This is a genomic window from Paenibacillus montanisoli (assembly GCF_003268025.1).
Taxonomy (GTDB): domain Bacteria; phylum Bacillota; class Bacilli; order Paenibacillales; family Paenibacillaceae; genus Paenibacillus_Z; species Paenibacillus_Z montanisoli.
The window spans coordinates 101,652-121,011 of the sequence record NZ_QLUW01000001.1; the positions used below are offsets into that span (position 1 = coordinate 101,652).

The window sequence follows — 19,360 nt, forward strand, 5'->3', positions numbered from 1 at the left end:
GCGAAGCTGCGCGGCTTTCGCAGAACATTCTGGTGAGAGGTAGGGCGAGGACAACGATGAATCACAACAGGCAACCTCAAGCTGGAAGACTTGCGAATTGGCTGCTGTCCTGGGTGCAGCCTAACGGCGCTATACTTGGATTTCATAATCGCTCGGCAGGGGGAGCCGATTCGTATCGATGGACCGATTTTACAAGCGATCACAGCACATGGGCGAGTCCGTTGCTTCCTTCCATCGCTCTGCTGCTTCTTCAAAGGCAGGATGCTAAGTTGGAACGCATGCTGCTGCAGCTTGTGCGCTTTCAGACGTCTGCCTTTCAGGAAGACGGCCAATATGCGCATATCGGATTTCAATTCGGCGAAAATGAGACATTCAGTCTCATTTACAATGCAATGGCGAATATCTCGCTTGGCTTAACCCTTGAATACGGAGATAGGTTCCTGCAGGATGAGGAAAAGGCTGCAATCCGTGAAGCGATGGAGAAGAACTTTAAAGCGATTGACCGTATTTATCCGTTTGGCACTAAAACGATCAGCAATCAGGAGTACGCGAGGGTTTGGGCGAAGCTGCTCTATGTGCGCGCCTTTGGAGGGGATGATGCCATGCTCGAGGAGCTGCGCGGGCAGCTTGACAATATGGCCTCTCATTACCTATTCAGCGGATTGCCGGATCCGGACTGTTTAGCGTCCTACCGCTGCGATCAAGACAAGTCAAGCACGGAGGCCGGCGAATCCTATGGTCTGCTGATCGGACCGCTGCTTCTAGCTTACCGGCTCTTCGGCGATGAGAACTACCTAAAGCAAGCCGGAGCGCTTTGCCGGCATGTGGCCAGAAGCAGCTGGCAGGACCGAAACGGTCGCCAGAGGATGCACCGAATATGGAATCGCTCCGGTCGCAAGTGGACCAAGATCGTCGAGCCAAGGCTGATTGCCGGGATGGGATTGACGCTTTTTTCGATACAGGAGTACATCAAGCTGAAGCCGGATTCGGAGCTTCTGGCTTACTTGGACGACTGCGACCGCACGTTTGCTTATTATCAGAATCCGCGCGGCTATTTCGGGTCCCCCATCGGCTGTTACAGCGAAGCCGGTATTGCGCCTTCTACAGCATGGCATTCGCACGTTCTCCTCTATTTCGCTGCGAAACCAACTGGGCTTCATGATAGGTTCTGGCAGGAGTTGCACGATGAATGTTTAGGTGAATCGGTATCCGTTCTGCTTGGCAACAGCTGCATATGGATGGAATGCGGACAGCACTGGACCATTACGGATTATTTTGGCTGGGATCCGTATCAGCTGGTCGGACGCAAGGACGAGGGCCGATCCAGGCGGGATATGAGCTGCGTTGGCGGGGAACGTGCGCAGCCCGGGCAATTCGGTTTCAAGAACAGGCCTATTTTTATGAAGACGAATGAGGGGATTTATTGCATGCCAGGCCATGCTGAGGAATCGGAGCTGCAATTATCCAGCATTGCCGATGTGCCTTACCGCGGCTTATGGAATTAGAATTCTTGTGAACCAGGCTTACTAAACTAAAAAACACGCCAATTATGGCGTGTTTTTGTTTTGCCTTATTCCATTATCCCGTGTGTATCGATGCTGACTTTGATGCGGGGTTCGATTTCCATTTCGGGATAGACCTCGTCCCATTTAATCGATTTCCAATAGCGGTTATGGTGCGCTTTGATGTGTAGCCCGATGCCTAATGCATCGCAATTGGCTTGCTGCAAATGCTTGATGACTTCCTTTGCTTTCTCGTTCAACATCTGCTCCAATTGCGAGCCCACCTTCTTCAGCAGCTCCTCGTCGGTGTGAACCATTTTTGAGATTTCCACTAAATCACACGTGAAGTCGGCGTTTATGACCGCCTTGACGTTACCCTTACCGGTTGTAACGGTAATGTCGCGCTTGTCTCGGGTCATAAACAGGGAAACATTCACGTTTATAGGGTCGGCAATATGCTCTGTGACGGTGAAGTATTCGGGATTGAATCTGGATAGCATGACGAAAGACATGGATGCCTTGTCGTCCAGCTCGCCGGTCATCCGCTTGTCGTGCATGAGGGCGAGTCCCGCTAGTTTAACCCGCTCGACTCCCTTTAGATGAATGATCGGAATTGTAACGTCGGTACCCGTATTCAAGAACAACGACGAAACCGAATACGGAGAGGCTTTCGGAATCAGTCCGTTCTCTTCGCCGCTCTGAAGCAAATCATAGAGGTAATCGTTGACCATCAAACTATCCGCGGGTTTTATCTTAAGCACGGTTTCTGCGGAATCATCCACGATGGCCATTTTCGCATTGATCGGACTGTGGGCCTCCCGATAGTACGATTCGATCGCGGGATAGAAGCCATTTCTTGCAAATCGTTTGTTGATCAGGATGATGCGTGCTTTGCCGAAGTCCAACTCCTGCGAGACAGCCTTTTTCATTTCCAAATAAGCCTCGTTAACCGTTCTTCCATCAGCGGCTATATCATTTACGGTGATTGAGGTTTTGCCTTGGCTTGCCGACTTTATGGTCGGGATGGTTATCGTGAATCGAATGCGGCCGTTATCGAGCAAGTCGAAGCCTTCAGCCAGCTCAATGCGTAAATCCTTCAATTCGCGTTGGTCCCAACACCCGGTCAGCCAAGGAAGGAGGAGAATCAGGAGCAAGCATTTTACTTGCGGCTTCATGTTCGAACCCCTTTCCTCCCTGACAGCCATTTGTGCAGGTTAACCATCATAAACATCATTAAAGTCATCCCGATACCTGCCGCCGGCACATAAAGAGCAATGAAGTCTTGCAGCCGAGTCAGCTGCGAGACATTCAGCTTCCATGCTCCACACGCGACTAGGACAATCGCGATCACGCTCAGCGCTGGAAGCCGGCTTTCTTTCTTGGAATTTGACAATGCTGATACCGCGGACGCGAACAGCAGCAGATAGGTGGATAATGTAGTCAACATAAACAGGATCCAGATTGTCAGTACGATGAGATCCGTTCGATCGATCAGCTTAAACGAGATCGTTTTGAACTGAAACAGCAGCGGTTCGCGGATGAAGCCGATCATTTCGGAACTGAAGATAACGGTCGTCGAGAATGCGCAGAGCATATAGACGGCGGTGACCGCAATATTGGTGATCATGGCAATGCGCAGGACGGATTTAGACGGCATTTGAAAACCGGGCGACAGTACCATAAGAATTCCGATGCCCGCAAACGACATCAAGCTACTCCAAGCCCCCATGCCGATATTGGCAAGTCCCGAAGAAAATACCGGCAGTATAAAATCTAGTTGAGCATCCTTGAGCGTATAGCAAATCAGCGCGATGAACAACGGGACGAACGCCATGGCGAACGCGGCGAAGCGGGCGAAAACGCGGATCGGTTTAGCAACGAGATAGGCGGATACGCCGACGAGCAGCAGCGCCAGCATCCAAGCGGGCGTATTCTCGTACGCCCATAAATTCGAAATGAAGACCCAGTTCACGAGGGTTTCATAGCATATGGTCAATGAATAGACGGCAATTGCCGCGTTGAATAAACCTCCCAACCACGGGCCGAATCGCCGCCGCAGCATCTGAAATACGGTAATGCTCCTGTCCTGCTCGCTAAGCTTCCAAATCATGAGCAATTGAAGGCAATTGAATAAACCGCATAATAGGCACGCAATCCAACCGTCAGGTCCGGCATTGGCATCGACCGCATGCGGAAGGGATAAGACGCCAAGGCCGAACTGCGCTTGGAACAGCAGGGAGAACAACTGAATGGGACCGATCGGCAGTTTTACGGTCTTCATCGGTTCATCTCCCTGACCGGCAGGCAGTAAGGCACGCCGAAGGGTTCTAGGGCGAGCATGTGAATCAGGATGCCGATAAACGCGAACGCAATGCCGTAGAAGCCCAGAATCGTTGCCCCAACGATAAGGATAAACTGCGCAATCGTCGTGGTTGATCGCAGTTCTATGGATGGAAGGACGAACTTCCCAATGGTTGTAAGCGCAATAATGACGATCAGGATATTGGACACGAATCCGATTTGAACGAGCGACTCGCTGATGACGATACCGCCGACAATGCCCGTCATCTGGGCGAGCGCCGAGGGCAGGCGAAGCGTGGCTTCGGCGATGAGCTGGAATATGAAAATCATCAGCATCGTTTCAAATATCGGAGGGTAGGGTACGCTCTCCAGAGAGCTCTTGATGCTGAATAGCATCTTGAATGGAAGGACTTCATAAGTGAAGCCGACAATCGCGATATAAAGACTCGGCAGTATGAGACCCAATAGCAATCCGACAACTCTAACCGACCTCATAAGAAGGGATGCCCACGTGCCTTGGATCAGGTCATCCACCGTCAGCATGAAAGTATAGATGGTAACAGGAAGAATAAGGCATATACTGCTTTGATCGCAAAGCACGCCGATTCTTCCGCGGGCCAGCAGGGCTGACGCGTAATCGACCCGTTCCGTGCCCAGGCATTGCGGAAACATGGAATATTTGTTCTCCCGCAGCAGCTTGCGAAGCAGGCCGGGATGCAATTCGTGCGTGGACGACAAAGCGGAAATACGCTTAGCGGCTTCATCCACGATGCGGCGGTCGGCGGTTCCATCGAGCCATACCAAAGCGACCGGCCGCTTCGCGTTCTTGCCCAGCTTGAAATAACGCACGCTAAGTTCGCCGGTGGACAGATGCTTGCGAATCAAATTCAAATTACTCTGCAGGTACTCAACGAACCCGTCCCGATTGCCGACTAAGGAGCGCTCATTCTCAGGCTCTGTGGGAGAGCGTCTATATTGCTTGCTGACATCGAAGCTGAAGCAGCGAGCCGCCGCTTCCTCGCAGATGAGGGCGCGTCCGCGAATCAGCGCGTCCACGGCATCCTGCACCGAGTAACAAGGATCTACTTTGGCTGCGGTGAGCAGTTCCTCAATGCTCAGCGAGACTTGACCTTCATTGTTTTCGCTCTGCAGCTGCTTAAACAGGCTGAGTTCGATTTTGGTCGCTTCGCACATCGTTTCCAAATAGATAAGCATGGCTTTGCCTTTGCCTGCATTCAGCTCGCGCGTGACTAGATCGTCGGTATGAAACAAAGCCTCTTGAATCGAAGCGATTGTAACGGTTGCCAATGCATACCACTCCTTCTCTAGGTTAGAATGACCAAATTTTAGAAAAGGATGCGTAGCTTAAATACTGCCGATAAAACATGAACAGCCCTCCTCGATTCAGAGGGGGCTGTTCGACATTCTGTATGCGCCGCGTGCTTTTTGAGCAGCTATTTGGCTGCGAAAGCGGGTTGGCTATCGAATTCAACGGCCTGGAATTGGCCGGTTAAAGCGGATTCTTTCGCCTTCAAGCACAGCAATGCGCTCCTGATACCGTCTTCGAGCGAGCAAATGGAGCTCGTGGAGCCCTTCATCAGCTCTACGAAGCTGGCAGCCAACGCTTCGTCTCCGCCGAAATGGCCATCGCCGGCTTTGAGTTCGTACGTTTCAACGCGAGGCGTGTGGTGCATATAAACCTTGACGATTCCGGTGTTGAAGTCAAATTCAACGGTTCCTTTGTAGCCCATGAATCGCGCGCCGCGAGCGCCGGCTTCGTTGCGGACGAAGAAGTTCTGCGAGTAGGATACGTGCATGCCGCTCTCGTAGCGGATTAAAGCGCTGCCGGAATCTTCATTGCCCGTGTCCTCGGCGTAGCAGCAATACTCCCAGTGAGGGACCTTCGTATTCAGCACGCTGTCGGGGCAGGTCCGCTTGATGTCGCAGTCGATGCATTTCAGGCCGGCCGGTTTGTCCCCTTTGAAAATCTGTTTCGAAATCATGGCGCAGACGCTAGTGGGCTTCATCCCGAGCACGTAATTGATGTAATCGAAATCATGCGTCGCTTTCTGGAGGAAGAGGCCGCCGGTCTCGTTCTCGTCGCGGTACCAATGCTGAAAATAAACGCCGCCGTACGGGACATTGTTCACGGCTTGCACATGCTCGACCGTACCGATTTTGCCGGAATCGATAATCTCCTTGACCAGCTGCACGATCGAGGTGACCCGCAAGGGGAACGATACGACGGTCGGACTCGGATTGGCTTCCCAGCTAGCTTTCAGTCTCATTAAGTCGGCCATGTTGGTCGATACCGGTTTCTCCAAAAATAACGGCAGACCAGTCGGAAGTACTTTGAGCGCTTGCTCCGTGTGGCTGGAACAGCGGGTGCCGATCATGACGCCGTCCAGCCGTTCCCGATCCAGCATTTCTTCAGCGCTGCCGTAGTAGCGAACGTCGTCGCGAAGTCCCAATCTCTCTCTATTCGCTTGAATCGCTTCGTTCCGGGGATCGACGATGGCGGCAATTCGGCAAGCCGGATCCTGCCTTAGCGTATCTTTTGCGATGCCTTGAATGCGCCCGCCGTATCCGATGATGCCTATTTTCATGATGAAGCCCTCCTTGAGTCGTTTATGGAAACAAGTATAAGCCGGAGCTCCGTTCGTTTTCTTTGTCAGAAAAGCCGTATTTTTTATCCAAGCAGGTGCTTGGAAGCGAACGATCTGATAAGCTATTCCTAGCAGCGTTATCGTCCCGGAGGTTGAAACTATGGAACAATCGCAAACGGTGTTGGACGCCTATCATCGTACGCGTCTGGAGCAAACGATCGTGATCGACCGGATCATCACCATGTTCTATTTCGAATTCGGCAAAGATTACGAATTTACGGGGGAGCGCCATGATTTTTGGGAGTTTCTGTATGTCGATCGAGGCGAAATCGAGGTCATGGCGGATGATACGCGCCATCTGCTGAAGCAGGGAATGATGATTTTCCATAAGCCGAACGAGTACCATCGCTTCTATGCGGTGGGCGGGAAGGCGCCGAATTTGATCGTGATGACGTTCGAATGCGGCTCTGAGGCTATTGGACGTTTTCGCGATTTGGTGCTCGCTTTGGACGATGAGGAGCGCAATTTATTGGCCGGCATCGTCAAGGAAGGGATGAACGCGTTTGAGTTTCCGTTCCAGCATCCGCTCAAGCGCCGCGAGGACGCCAAGGTCGGCAGCGAGCAGCTGATCAAATGTTATTTGGAGACCTTCTTGCTGCGGCTGCTTCGTCGGCAAACGATGAATCCCCGAGCGGTACAGCTATCTTCCGCCGCAAAGGAACGGACGAACGACGAGCTGGCCCATCACATCGCGAAGTACCTGGACGATCGTTTAGACGAGGCGGTTTCTTTGGAGGACATCAGCAGAACGTTCATGGTCGGGAAAACGAAGCTGAAAGAATTGTTCAAGCGAACGACGGGTTATTCGGTCATGGCCTACGCAGCTAACGCGAGAATGGAAAAAGCAAAGCTGATGATCCGCGAAAATACCGACAATATGACCGAAATTGCGGAAAAGCTCGGCTTCAGCAGCATCCACTATTTTTCAAAAGCGTTCAAGAAGCATGCGGGCATGACCCCGACGGAATATGCGAAAACGGTGAAAGCAAGGCTCTCCTAGGGCAGGAAAAAAGAAAGGGTACAGGCTCCATAGCGGAGCTTGTACCCTTTTTCATTTAGCCAACCTTAGCCTTCATGCTTACGTTGTCTTGCGCATTCAGCTTGGAGATCAGCTTGTCGCCTTCGACATCGAGATTCGGCAGCATGCGATCCAGCCATTTCGGCAGCCACCAAGCTCGATCCTTGAAGACCGCCATGACCGCCGGAACGAGCGTCATACGAACGATGAAGGCATCGATTAGAATGCCGGCCGCGAGCGCGAAGCCGATCTGTTTGATCATCGCATCCGGCGCGAAGATGAAGCCGGCGAAGACGGATACCATGATGACGGCTGCGGCCAAGACGACGCGGCTGGCCAGGTCGTAGCCGTGAACGACGCTCGCCGTTCCTTTATGCCCATGGACGTAAGCTTCGCGCATGGAGCTGACCAAGAAGACTTGATAGTCCATCGCCAGGCCGTACAGAATGCCGGTGACCAGAATCGGCATGAAGCTGAGCAGCGGGCCGCCGGTGTCGAAGCCAAAGAAGGCATGCAGCCAGCCCCATTGATAAACGGCCGTGGCCAGGCCGAAGGTTGCCAGTATGCTGAGAATAAAGCCGACCGTCGCTTTGATCGGGATGATCACCGAGCGGAAGACAAGCAAGAGAATGATGACCGACAGGATCACGATAATGCCGATATACAGAGGGAATGCCTCCGCGAGCTTGGACGACATATCGATGTTGATCGCGGTGAAGCCGGTAACGCCGATCGTGACGCCGGCGGCTTGAGCCAAGCTGGAATTGGGCGCGCGTAGGTCCTCAACCAGCTGTCTCGTTGCGGCATCCGTCGGTCCTGTTTTCGGAATGAGGCTGATGATGGCCATGTCGCCGGTCTGGTTGATGCCCATCGGCGTGACGAGCGAGACATTCTCGTGCTTTTGCAGTTCTTGCGCTAGCTGGTACATGATTTCCGGCGTCATTTTGCCGGAAGCGCCCTGAGGCTCGGCGACTAGAAGCAGCGGGCCGTTGAAGCCTTCGCCGAAGCCTTTGGCAATCGCGTCATAGCTTTGTCTTTGCGTCGTATCCAGGTTAGCCGAGGCGCCGGAAGGGATGGCCAATTCCATCTTCGTTACCGGAATAGCGGCCACGCCCAGAACGGCAACGACGCCGACGATTATGAGCCACCGGAATTTGACCGTACCGTTCACCCAGCGATGCGCGAGCCCATGGCGGGTTTTGTTCGCCAGGGCTCTGCTCTTATTGCGGGCTTTGGCCGTGCAGATGCGCTCGCCTACGAATCCGAGCATCGAGGGCAGCAGGGTCAGCGCCAGCAAAACGTTGACAAAGACGCTTACCGCGGCGACGATCGCCATCGTGGACAAGAACCCGATGCCGATGACGAGCATGCCGCACAAGGCGATAATGACCGTCAATCCGGCGAAAAAGACGGCGCTGCCGGCCGTGCCGACCGCCCGGCTTGCCGCTTCGCGCGCGCCTAGGTTCTGATCCAGAATCATGCGGCGTTGACGGTTGACGATGAAGAGGGAGTAGTCGATGCCGACGGCCAGTCCGACCATGATCGCCAATACCGGGGTAATGTCGTTGATATGAATGAACTTCGAGAGCGCGAATGCGCCGCCTACGCTGATGCCTACGCCGAGAAGCGCTGTCAGCAATGGAAGGCCTGCGGCGACGACGGAGCCGAGCGTGATGAACAAGACGACCGCGGCGACAACGATGCCGACGGCTTCCGTCGACCCGATCGCGGTCTTGGTCGTCAGCGACTCGCTAGGGATGACGGTAATTCCGGGATCTTGGTGCACGGCGCCGTTAACGGCCGTCATCACGGTATCCGGAACGGATTCGGGCAGCGACGTCTGCTGTACGGTAAATTGGAACTGGAACAGCGCTACGCTGCCGTCAGCGGAAATCATGACGCCGATGACCGGTACGCCATTCACGATCAACGGGCCGTAAGGAGCTTGAGCTTGGGATGCCTCCGCTCCTTGACCGGCTTCGGCGTTCGCTTCTCCTGTTTGTGCGGCCTGGTCGCCGCCAGCTGCATTCGATGCGCCGGCTTGCGCCGCCAGTTCGGCAGGATTAATGACATACTCCAATTGATACACGTCGTTCACGGCTTTCTGTATCAGCGGAATCCGCTCCTGCGTATCCAGCCGTTCTCCTTCGGGAGCCGTAAACACGATGCTGGCTTGTCCGCCGGAAGCGGCCGGGAGCTCCTTCGCCAATTGATCGAGCACCTTTTGCGATTCGGTGCCTTCGATTTTCATTTCGGAGCTGGAATGAATGCCGTTGACGCCGATCATGCCGATGACAATGCCAAGAACGATGATCCAGCTAAGAAGAAAATGCCACGGCTTGTCGTAGGCGGCTTTCCCGAGTTTGTACAAAAATGTGGACATGGAATGGTGTGCTCCTTTGTGTCTTGGTTTAGAAGCCGTTTCTTAAATAGGCGAAAATCGACTCCACATATTGCTCGAACGGAAGTGCGCTTGCGGGAGCCTCCTCCGGTTGACCCGGCAGGTAAACATTTAGGCTGCCGTCCAGTAAAGGCATGAACGCCCCATATACCGCTCCGGCGAGGAGATGGGTATACCCCACGGGATACCGCCCATGAGAAAACTCGTTCATCACTTCTTGAGCGCTCATTTGCAGCCGGTGAAAGACGCTGAGCAGGTAAGGCTCAAGCGTTGGATGCCGCTTCGATAGCAAGACGAATTTACGTAACTGCTGCATAAACTCGGCGGTAAGCTGCATTTTGAGCAGAAGGTGCATCAGTTCAAGCGGGGGCGTATCTTTCGGCAAGCCGGCAAGAAACGATTCATAGGCATCGGTATTTTTAATGGTAATCGCGCCGGCTGCCACCGCATCCTCCTTACAGGAGAAATAGTTGGCGAACGTCCGTCTGGAATAGCCGGCCCGCTGCGCGACGTCATCGACGACGAAGCCGTCCAGCCCATGTTCGAGCGCCAGCTCGAAGGCGACTTCAGCCAGAGCAGTGGCGGTGGCTTCCTTTTTCTGATCGCGCAAGGATGGTTTCGCGTCAAAGCCCAATGCGTTCTCACTCCTTTGATCGGGAAGGGTCTTGAATCTATTATTGCCCAATGTGCAAATATGCACAATGGGTAAGGTTTACGGAATTGTGACGAAAATCGTGAAGCGGTCGAAGGATGCATGACCAAAAAATTGCTTCATTTTGTAAACGATAGGCTTTCTTTGAAAATTCGGATGATTGACCTATAATGCGGCGACAATAGTACATGTTTTTTTTCCTCCAACTGCGCTACACTCTGTTATATGTCCACGAAGGAGGAGATTACCTTGAATCAATATATTAATGTACGTAATCTTCAAGTAGATCGTCATTTATTTGATTTTCTGGAATCTGAGGTTCTTCCGGGAAGCGGAGTGGCCAGCGGAGCTTTCTGGTCAGGTTTTGACCGTCTAATTCATGACTTGACGCCTAGAAACAGTGAGATCCTGCAGCGGCGGAATGAGATTCAGCGATTGTTGGATGATTGGCATCAACGCAATCGGGGCAGCTTTGACTTTGCAGAGTACAAAGCGTATCTGAGGGAAATTGGGTATCTCGAGCCCGACGTGGACGATTTTCTCGTCTGCACGAAGAACGTAGATGATGAAATCGCCTTGCAGGCAGGACCTCAGTTGGTGGTACCTGTTAATAATGCGCGATATGCGCTGAATGCGGCAAATGCGCGTTGGGGCAGCCTGTATGACGCTTTATATGGCACGGACGCGATCGATGAGAATGGCGGAGCCGAGCGGTCCTCCGCATACAACTCCGTGCGAGGCGGTAGGGTCATTGCGTTTGGGAGGCGGTTTCTGGACCAAGCGATTCCGCTAGCACAGGGTTTCCACGCCGATGCGATGAGATATGCCGTATCGGAAGGACAATTGTCGATCCATCTCCGAAATGGTGTCGCGACGGGGCTTCGAGAGTCCCGCAAACTAAAAGGATACCAAGGGACGCCAGAAAATCCGACTGCGCTGCTCTTTCGGAATCATGGACTGCATTTTGAGATCCAGTTCGACCGCAATCATCCTGTCGGCCAGTCTGATGACGCGGGAATCAAAGACATCCTGATGGAAGCGGCGCTCACGACCATTATGGATGCGGAAGATTCCGTAACCGCCGTTGACGGGGAGGATAAAGTGCTTGTCTACCGAAACTGGCTGGGATTGATGAAGGGGGACTTGAAAGCTGCCTTCTCAAAAGACGGAAGAACGGTGACCCGTTCTCTGAATCCCGACCGGGAATATGTTTCTCCTTCAGGCGAAACATTCAGCGCGCGCGGAAGATCGCTTTTGTTTATCCGCAATGTCGGACACTTGATGACCAATCCGGCGATACTCGACCGCGACGGCAGGGAAGTGTACGAGGGCATCATGGATGCGGTGATCACGGGCTTGATTGCCATGCACGATCTTCTAGGAAACGGAAAGTATGTCAATTCTGCCAAGGGCTCCGTATATATCGTCAAGCCGAAGATGCATGGCTCGAAAGAAGCCTCATTTGCTGGCGAGTTGTTCGATCGTGTGGAGGAGTTGCTTGGCTTAGAGCGGTTTACTATTAAAATCGGAGTCATGGATGAGGAGCGCCGTACGTCGCTGAATCTGAAAGCTTGCATCCATGCCGTTAAAGAGCGTGTCGTCTTTATCAACACTGGGTTTCTGGATCGGACCGGCGACGAAATCCATACGTCCATGGAAGCAGGCGCCATGGTTCGAAAACACGAGATGAGATCTTCGGTTTGGCTGCAAAGTTATGAGAAATCGAATGTAGCCGTCGGGCTTATGTGCGGATTGCAAGGTCATGCTCAGATCGGCAAGGGAATGTGGGCGATGCCGGATCAGATGAGGGAGATGCTGGAGCAGAAAATCGCCCATCCGCTAGCCGGTGCCAATACCGCTTGGGTGCCGTCTCCAACGGCAGCTGCTCTGCATGCGCTGCATTATCATGAGGTGGATGTGGCATCAGTTCAGAACCGGTTGAAGGAAACTATCGATGACCAGCGCGAGAATATACTGAATATACCAGTGGCACGCGACCATGAATGGAGCGCTGTTGAGATTGCGCAGGAATTGGACAATAACGCGCAGGGGATTCTTGGCTACGTTGTCCGTTGGGTCGAACAAGGCATCGGTTGTTCGAAAGTGCCAGACATCAATAACATTGGCCTTATGGAAGATAGGGCGACGCTCCGGATATCCAGCCAACACATCGCTAATTGGCTGCGTCACGGTATTTGTACAAAGGAACAGGTAATGGAGACGTTGAAGCGCATGGCTGCGGTTGTAGATGCGCAAAACGCCGACGATCCCGCATACCGTCCGATGGCCGCTGATTTTGACAATTCCGCCGCTTTTCAAACTGCCTGTGATCTCGTTTTCGAGGGTTGCAATCAGCCGAACGGTTATACGGAGCCTATTCTTCACCGAAGGAGATTAGAGTACAAGTATTCTATGATTCAACATTAGTCAAAGATTTTTCTGGAAAAGTCGAAGTACTCATTAACGGAGGTGCAAAGTGTTTGAAAATCGGATTTATAGGATTGGGAAATATGGGCCTGCCGATGGCAATCAATATAAAAAAGGCTGGCTTTGAAGTGTATGGGAAGAACCGGAGTGCGGGAAAAGAAGAGGAGTTCAAAGCGCAAGGCGGGAAGACGGGTCTAACGCTGTCAGAAATGGCAAGCCAGTTAGATATTATAGTCACTTGTCTGCCTATGCCGGCTGACGTGGAGGAAGTGTACACGGGAGAAGAGGGACTCTTAAACTCTGCTAAAAAGGGGCTTATCCTGATTGATTGCAGCACGGTATCGCCGGGACTGAGCCGCAACCTATATGAACAGGCGATGAAGGCCGGAGCGGAGTTTCTTGATGCCCCTGTCAGCGGTGGAACAACTGGCGCAGCTGCGGGCACGCTGAGCATTATGGTTGGCGGAAGGGAGCCAATCTTCCAAAAAGCAAAACCTGTTCTTGAGGCAATGGGCAAGCAAATCTATTTTGTCGGAGATTCCGGAAACGGAACCGTAGTCAAGCTGATCAATCAGTTGATGGTCGGCATTCATTCTCAAGCGGTTGCCGAGGCTTACGCGCTTAGCCGCAGCGCCGGATTAGACAATGAAATGCTGTTCAGTATTCTTAACAACAGCTTCGCTCAGAGCCGAATTATGGAGCGCCATTATTCTCAGTTTATTGCCAAAGATACGTTTCTCCCCGGTTTTGCGATGAAGCTGCTGGCAAAAGATATGAATCTGGCGATGGAATTGGCGGATAGCAGCTCAATAAGTCTGGATGCGGCCGCAAGCGTGCAAACATTGCTCAAACGGGCAGTGCAAAATGGATTCGGCGATCTGGATATGTCGGGCTTGTACCAATATCAACTGGATCGCGAAGGTGAAAATAAGGAGAAGCTTAAGCACTTCGCGGTCTTTCTGCCGATGCTTGACGCCGACAAGAGCGTCCAATACCGAGCAGAGCATCTTCGGTTTTTAGACGAGCGCCGTGCTGCCGGCATGCTTCACGCCAACGGCCGTTTTGCAGATGGTTCTGGCGGATTGGTCATCTACCGAACGTCATCCTATGAGGAGACTGAAAACTGGGTCAAGCAGGATCCTTACATAGTGAAGGGCGCACGGAACTATGAAATTCACGAATGGGATATCGTGCTTGCCGATAGATAAATCGGCTCTAGAAAGATCGTGCACGTGCAGTCACGATTTCTCACAAAAGCTTCTATAATCCAATTAGCCGCCATTTGGCGGCTTTTTTATTACATAAATTAGGCATAACCAGATCATTATAGAAGCAAATGGAGTTCGGAGGGAGTTTATCCCATGTCGAAAGTCGGATATTCAAATACCTGATTAAGAAGCGAAAAATAAAACAAACCGAAAATCTTAAAGAGCAGTCCTATCGTGATCATTCGGAACCACAGGAACTTTATCAGAGTTTGGAGCAAAATTCGGATAGACTTCGCGCCATTTATGCCAATTGCTCGGACGTGATTTTCCATGCTTTCACCATTGGAGAAAATAAAAAGGCCCTTCTAATGTATATTGAGGGCTTATCCGATTCCAAAGGGATTGAGGATTTCGTGCTTACCCCTATTTTAAGGGAGAGGATCGGAGAGAGCAGTGAGGATCTGCAATCCGTAAAGCATAAATTGCTCGTTCCTCAATTGAAAGATTTCAACACCTTCTTGAAATGTATCGAGTATCTATCAAATGGTTATTCCATTCTTTTGCTTGATAACGAGACGCAAGGAGTTGCAATCGGGTTAACGAGATGGGAAAAACGCACGATCGAAGAACCTTCGGCAGAATCGGGAATCAGAGGACCGCGGGAGGGCTTTACGGAGACGATTCGAACCAATACGTCCCAATTGCGTCGTATCATCAAGAGCCCGCATTTGAAGATGGAATCCATGATAATCGGCGAATACACGCAAACCAACGTCGTCATTGCCTATATTGAGGGGATTGCGGATATGGCCTTGGTGGAAAAAGTAAAGAATCGCCTTCAAAGCATTGAAATTGACGGCATTCTAGAGAGCGGGTATATCGAGGAAATGATACATGATTTCCCGTTTTCCCCTTTTCCGCAATTGCTTTCCACGGAACGGCCCGATGTAACATGCGGAAATTTGTTAGAGGGTCGATTCGCAATTTTAACGGAGGGGACTCCCTTTGTCTTAATAGCGCCTATTACCTTTGCTGCCTTGATGCAAAGTCAAGAAGATTATTATCAGGGATTTATGATCTCTTCTTTTATCCGGTGGCTGCGTTACACGTTTAGCGGGATCTCTCTTTTTCTGCCGTCTTTGTATGTTGCGATTCTTACTTTTCATCAAGAAATGCTCCCGGGTTCATTGCTCCTCAGTATGGCAAGCGCAAGAGAGGTTGTCCCTTTTCCGGCGCTGGTTGAAGCGTTGATGATGGAGATTTCCTTCGAAGCGCTTCGTGAAGCAGGCGTGCGATTGCCGAAGCAAATCGGCTCGGCCGTGAGCATTGTCGGTGCGCTTGTTATCGGACAAGCCGCAGTGCAGGCCGGTCTTATTTCAACGCCGATGGTAATCGTGGTTGCCCTGGGGGGCATCTCTTCTTTAATGATTCCTAGATATCCCGTGGGGATCTCCGTAAGGATGCTGCGCTTTCCGATGATGATACTGGCGGGAATGTTTGGACTTCTCGGTATCATGATGGGCTTCATCGGCATCGTTCTTCATCTATGCCATATACACTCCTTCGGCGTCCCGTATGTTTCCTCCTTAGCAACAACAGAAGGCCGACAATTGAGGGACGTTTTGTTTAAAGCTCCTTTATGGATGATGGATACGCGTCCAACCCTCACGGGAGGGAATAATCATATTCGTCAGGCTCCTAATCAAAAGCCCGAAGCGGGAAGGGAAGATGAGGGTTAGCATTGGAATCTATGAAGACACTGCTGAAATTTGTTCCCTTACTCCTGGCCTGTATGTTGCTTGGCGGCTGCTGGGACCGTACAGAGCTCAATGATTTGGCTTTAGTAACTGCATTAGCAATCGATAAAGCAAAAAACAATCAAGTTCGAGTAACCGCACAAATCTTCCTCCCAAAAAATCAAATGGGGAGTTCCGGTGCTGCAGGAGGAGGTGGTGGCGGAGGAGGACATCCAACCGCCACACGGTCTGAACTCGGGGAAAATACGGCTGATGCTTTGTCAAAACTTCAGCAAATCGTTCCTCGAAAATTATTTTGGGGACAATGTAAAATATTTGTAATGAGTGAAGCATTCGCAAAGAGTGGAATCCAGGAACAATTCGATTTTTTGCTTCGTCATCCCCAAACAAGAGAGCGCGCTTTTATGTTTGTGAGTAAAGGGGAGGCATCGGAATCGCTGAAGGTGTTTCCGCTTATTGAACGTTACTCGGCGGAAGCGCTGCGGGAGTTTGCCAAAAGACATGTAGGCATTCAAGTGACCATGGAACAGCTATCCATGATGTTGATCGGGGATTCTCAGGCTGCCGTCGTTCCGTTGATTAAGATCTTGCCGACGGATAAGACGCTTAAAGCCAATCAAACGATTCCTTATATTTTCGGGACCGCTGTTTTCAAGAAAGACAAGATGGTGGCGGAAATCCCGGGTAAAGTGACGCGAGGCGTTATGTGGATGAGAAATGAAATCAGAGAATACACGAGTACTTTTAAGCTAACTAACGAGAAAGGGACTGTGTCCTTAAATCCGGTTAAAGCCAGCGTAAAGCTGATTCCCTCTATAGAAGGCGATCAATGGAAGATGACCTTGAAAGTGAAGACTGAAGGCAGCATCGTTCAAAACGGTACCATGCTGAATCCGATGAAGCCGGAGGCCTTTAAGATTTTAGAAAAAGCATTTACAAATGATGTAAAGAAACGATTGCAATTGACGATTAACGTTGTGCAGAAAGAAGTCAAGGTGGACATACTGGGCTTTGCCACGGCATTCCATAGAAAATATCCCGGAAAATGGGAAGAAAAGAAAGACCAATGGGTCGAGATGTTCCCGAAAGTTGAAGTGCGTATGGATATTGATGCGCAAATATTAAGACCCGGCCTTACGAATGCTACAGGGGGAGTACCCGAAGAAGAGGTGAAGAAATAATGAAGTGGCTTTTTATAGGGATAACGCTTGTTGTAATCCTAATCTCGCGTTTGGAATGGCCGAAATTGAAACAAAAACCGAAGAAGGATAAGGCTGCGTTTGTATTTCTGCTTATGTTGGGCTGGCTATTGTTCTTATTTGATCTGCCCCATATAGCCGGTCCCTCAACTTTTTTTCGGACGATTTATAAGCCGTTCGTGGCACTGCTGAAGTAGAATAAACAAAAAAAACCAAGGGGGATTAAGGATGCTGGAAAAAGGAAAAATCTCTTCTTTTCAATTAGCGGTCGTAATGTATCCAACCGTGCTGGCGACAGGCTTTCTGGTACTGCCTTCCATTTCGGCGCAGTATGCAAAAAACGACTTCTGGATGACGGGGTTGTTTGCCCTCTTTTCCGGTTTCATATCCGTATGTTTAGCTGTTAAGCTGCACCAGCTATATCCAAAACAGAACTTAGCTGAATACAGTGAGCAAATTCTTGGTAAAACCTTAGGGAAAATTTTGGTTATATGGTTCAGTGTTCACTTTCTGAATTCAGCAGGCCTCATAACCAGGCAATATGCCGAATTTGTCAGCGGCAATTTTCTGTTCAAGACGCCCATCTTGGTCATCATATCCTCCATTGTATTGCTCGCTGCATTTGCCGTTCATGGCGGGGCGGAGATGATCGCAAGGAGCGCAATGATCTTAACCCCCATTTTTATCTTGCCAATCTGCTTTCTTGTTTTACTGATCCCCGACCTGGACATTAAAAACATTTTTCCTGTCCTAAGCCATGGCATTTCCCCTGTTATTAAAGGGTCAATCGGACCCCAGGCATGGGCAACGCAGCTATTTATCATGTCCTTTTTTTTGCCCTGTTTAAAGGATCCCCAGAAGGGGAAGAAATGGGCTTTCGTTTCGCTTGGCGCCATCGTCTTTAGTATGGTATTTATCAATTTCATCATTTTATTATTGTTAGGGCCAGATTCGGGCAACAAAACGTACCCCGTATTGACTGCATTTCGTTATATCAGCTTCGCCGACTTTTTCGAAAATCTAGAGGCCTTGCTCCTGGCGATGTGGGTTGCCGGAAATTTCATAAAAATCGCTGTCTTTTATTATGTGACTACACTATCGATCGGACTATGTTTGAACCTTACGGATTACCGGCCAATCGTATTTCCTGTTGGCTTGCTTATTATAGCGTTAAGTTTGTGGGGAATTCCGAATTTTATTACTTTAGGACAACATGCAAGAACGGTAGCGCCAATCGATATTTTGTTAAACATGCTGGTTATTCCGATCATTTTACTTGTTGTGACCGGTTTTCGCAGGGCAACCAAACAGCTTAAGCCCTGATCGCCACGTGATCAGGGCTTATTTCATTTCACTCGGCCTGCTGCCGAAACGCCGAAGGCGTCACACCGACGATCGCCTTAAACACCCGGTGAAAATGGGGCATGCTCTCGAATCCGCACGCGGCGGCGATTCCGGCGACGCTGTCGTCCGTCTCCAGCAGCAGCTCCTTCGCGCGGATAATGCGCTTGGCGGCGATAAAACCGGTGACGTTCATCCCGGTCAACTGCTTGAACACGCGGCTGAAATGCGCAGGGCTGACGGCCGCGCGGGCGCAAAGACTGCTGAGGCCGATGTATTCGGTGAAGTGGTGGTCGATGTAGAGCAGAATATCCCGCATCCATGCAGGGCCGCTGAAGGCGGACAAGCTCTTCTGCTTAAGCTCGCCGCCTTTCTCCCGGTTGACGGCAAGCAGCAGCTGCTCGGTGAGCAGTACGACGGCATGGCGATACCCGATTTTTCGCGAACGAAGCTCAGCCTCGATCTGACCCAAGCAAGACTCGATGCACGACTGCAGCTCGAATGGGCATTCCAGCTTGAAGCTGCGGCTTGCCCGGCTTTGTTCGAAGCATTGCAGGTAGGAGAACGCTTCGCCGAGCGACGGTTGTTCGACCAGGATGGGGCTAAGAAACAGCGCCGTCGAGGTGACGGGGTCGTCTTTGTCGGGGAAGGCGCGGTGAATCGTGCTTCCGGGGAGAATGAAGAGATCGCCTGCGCGCATTTCATAGATCGTCCGATCGATAAAGAACGAGCCTTTGCCGCTGTGGACATAGACAAGCTCGTACCAGTCGTGCAGGTGATCGGGCAGCTCGCGCTGAGGCGTCTTCGTATCCCGGTACGTCAGGGCGAAAGGAAATTCCGGCTGGGCATCGATGCGGACGGGTTTCATTCGGCTGCGCTCCTTGCTAG

14 protein-coding genes are annotated in these 19,360 nt (G+C 51.3%); 7 read left to right on the top strand and 7 right to left on the bottom strand.

Annotation, left to right across the window (positions count from 1 at the left end; all coding sequences use genetic code 11):
- The first annotated feature begins 56 nt into the window (after positions 1-56).
- Positions 57-1,505, top strand: a complete 1,449-nt coding sequence (locus DL346_RS00495) for a hypothetical protein (protein ID WP_112880018.1) — start codon at positions 57-59, stop codon at positions 1,503-1,505.
- Positions 1,506-1,570: 65 nt separating this feature from the next.
- Here the strand turns inward: DL346_RS00495 and DL346_RS00500 are convergent, their stop codons facing one another.
- The 4 genes from DL346_RS00500 to DL346_RS00515 form a co-directional block, all read right to left on the bottom strand.
- Entirely contained in the window at positions 1,571-2,677 is a 1,107-nt protein-coding gene (locus tag DL346_RS00500) for a Ger(x)C family spore germination protein (RefSeq protein WP_165822317.1), read from the bottom strand.
- Positions 2,674-3,783 (bottom strand): GerAB/ArcD/ProY family transporter, encoded by a 1,110-nt coding sequence (locus tag DL346_RS00505; protein ID WP_112880020.1) that lies wholly within the window; start codon positions 3,781-3,783, stop codon positions 2,674-2,676. Before DL346_RS00505 ends, DL346_RS00500 begins: the two co-directional genes overlap by 4 nt.
- Positions 3,780-5,111, bottom strand: a complete 1,332-nt coding sequence (locus DL346_RS00510) for a spore germination protein (protein WP_112880021.1) — start codon at positions 5,109-5,111, stop codon at positions 3,780-3,782. The genes DL346_RS00505 and DL346_RS00510 overlap by 4 nt, the downstream gene beginning before the upstream one ends.
- Positions 5,112-5,257: 146 nt before the next feature.
- Positions 5,258-6,409 (bottom strand): Gfo/Idh/MocA family protein, encoded by a 1,152-nt coding sequence (locus DL346_RS00515; protein ID WP_112880022.1) that lies wholly within the window; start codon positions 6,407-6,409, stop codon positions 5,258-5,260.
- 160 nt (positions 6,410-6,569) lie between these two features.
- On the opposite strand from DL346_RS00515, the gene DL346_RS00520 reads away from it, so the two are divergent.
- A complete protein-coding gene (locus DL346_RS00520) occupies positions 6,570-7,469 on the top strand; it encodes a helix-turn-helix domain-containing protein (protein WP_112880023.1) in 900 nt (299 codons plus the stop codon).
- 55 nt (positions 7,470-7,524) lie between these two features.
- Here the strand turns inward: DL346_RS00520 and DL346_RS00525 are convergent, their stop codons facing one another.
- Positions 7,525-9,870 (bottom strand): MMPL family transporter, encoded by a 2,346-nt coding sequence (locus DL346_RS00525; RefSeq protein ID WP_112880024.1) that lies wholly within the window; start codon positions 9,868-9,870, stop codon positions 7,525-7,527.
- A gap of 28 nt (positions 9,871-9,898) precedes the next feature.
- Positions 9,899-10,522, bottom strand: a complete 624-nt coding sequence (locus DL346_RS00530; RefSeq protein WP_112880025.1) for a TetR/AcrR family transcriptional regulator — start codon at positions 10,520-10,522, stop codon at positions 9,899-9,901.
- 267 nt (positions 10,523-10,789) lie between these two features.
- On the opposite strand from DL346_RS00530, the gene DL346_RS00535 reads away from it, so the two are divergent.
- The 5 genes from DL346_RS00535 to DL346_RS00560 all read left to right on the top strand — a co-directional run bounded on the left by DL346_RS00535 (position 10,790) and on the right by DL346_RS00560 (position 18,454).
- Entirely contained in the window at positions 10,790-12,967 is a 2,178-nt protein-coding gene (locus tag DL346_RS00535; RefSeq protein WP_112880026.1) for a malate synthase G, read from the top strand.
- Positions 12,886-14,175: an NAD(P)-binding domain-containing protein gene (locus DL346_RS00540; RefSeq protein ID WP_240632981.1), complete on the top strand. Its 1,290-nt coding sequence runs from the start codon at positions 12,886-12,888 to the stop codon at positions 14,173-14,175. The genes DL346_RS00535 and DL346_RS00540 overlap by 82 nt, the downstream gene beginning before the upstream one ends.
- Positions 14,176-14,303: 128 nt before the next feature.
- Positions 14,304-15,914, top strand: coding sequence for a spore germination protein (locus tag DL346_RS00545; RefSeq protein WP_112880028.1), 1,611 nt, complete (start codon positions 14,304-14,306; stop codon positions 15,912-15,914).
- An 11-nt stretch (positions 15,915-15,925) separates the two neighbouring features.
- A complete protein-coding gene (locus DL346_RS00550; protein WP_112881707.1) occupies positions 15,926-17,113 on the top strand; it encodes a Ger(x)C family spore germination protein in 1,188 nt (395 codons plus the stop codon).
- A gap of 246 nt (positions 17,114-17,359) precedes the next feature.
- Positions 17,360-18,454 (top strand): GerAB/ArcD/ProY family transporter, encoded by a 1,095-nt coding sequence (locus DL346_RS00560; RefSeq protein ID WP_112880030.1) that lies wholly within the window; start codon positions 17,360-17,362, stop codon positions 18,452-18,454.
- Positions 18,455-18,482: 28 nt separating this feature from the next.
- On the opposite strand, the gene DL346_RS00565 is transcribed toward DL346_RS00560, so the two are convergent.
- On the bottom strand, positions 18,483-19,340 hold the full coding sequence (locus tag DL346_RS00565) for an AraC family transcriptional regulator (protein ID WP_112880031.1): 858 nt from the start codon (positions 19,338-19,340) through the stop codon (positions 18,483-18,485).
- Positions 19,341-19,360 lie beyond the last annotated feature (20 nt).

What these genes read in the sequence shown, in the direction of transcription:
- DL346_RS00495 (WP_112880018.1), top strand. Translation starts at nt 57, where the DNA reads ATGAATCACAACAGGCAACCTCAAGCTGGAAGACTTGCGAATTGGCTG.
- DL346_RS00500 (WP_165822317.1), bottom strand. Translation starts at nt 2,677, where the DNA reads ATGAAGCCGCAAGTAAAATGCTTGCTCCTGATTCTCCTCCTTCCTTGG.
- DL346_RS00505 (WP_112880020.1), bottom strand. Translation starts at nt 3,783, where the DNA reads ATGAAGACCGTAAAACTGCCGATCGGTCCCATTCAGTTGTTCTCCCTG.
- DL346_RS00515 (WP_112880022.1), bottom strand. Translation starts at nt 6,409, where the DNA reads ATGAAAATAGGCATCATCGGATACGGCGGGCGCATTCAAGGCATCGCA.
- DL346_RS00520 (WP_112880023.1), top strand. Translation starts at nt 6,570, where the DNA reads ATGGAACAATCGCAAACGGTGTTGGACGCCTATCATCGTACGCGTCTG.
- DL346_RS00525 (WP_112880024.1), bottom strand. Translation starts at nt 9,870, where the DNA reads ATGTCCACATTTTTGTACAAACTCGGGAAAGCCGCCTACGACAAGCCG.
- DL346_RS00545 (WP_112880028.1), top strand. Translation starts at nt 14,304, where the DNA reads ATGGAGTTCGGAGGGAGTTTATCCCATGTCGAAAGTCGGATATTCAAA.
- DL346_RS00550 (WP_112881707.1), top strand. Translation starts at nt 15,926, where the DNA reads ATGAAGACACTGCTGAAATTTGTTCCCTTACTCCTGGCCTGTATGTTG.
- DL346_RS00560 (WP_112880030.1), top strand. Translation starts at nt 17,360, where the DNA reads ATGCTGGAAAAAGGAAAAATCTCTTCTTTTCAATTAGCGGTCGTAATG.
- DL346_RS00565 (WP_112880031.1), bottom strand. Translation starts at nt 19,340, where the DNA reads ATGAAACCCGTCCGCATCGATGCCCAGCCGGAATTTCCTTTCGCCCTG.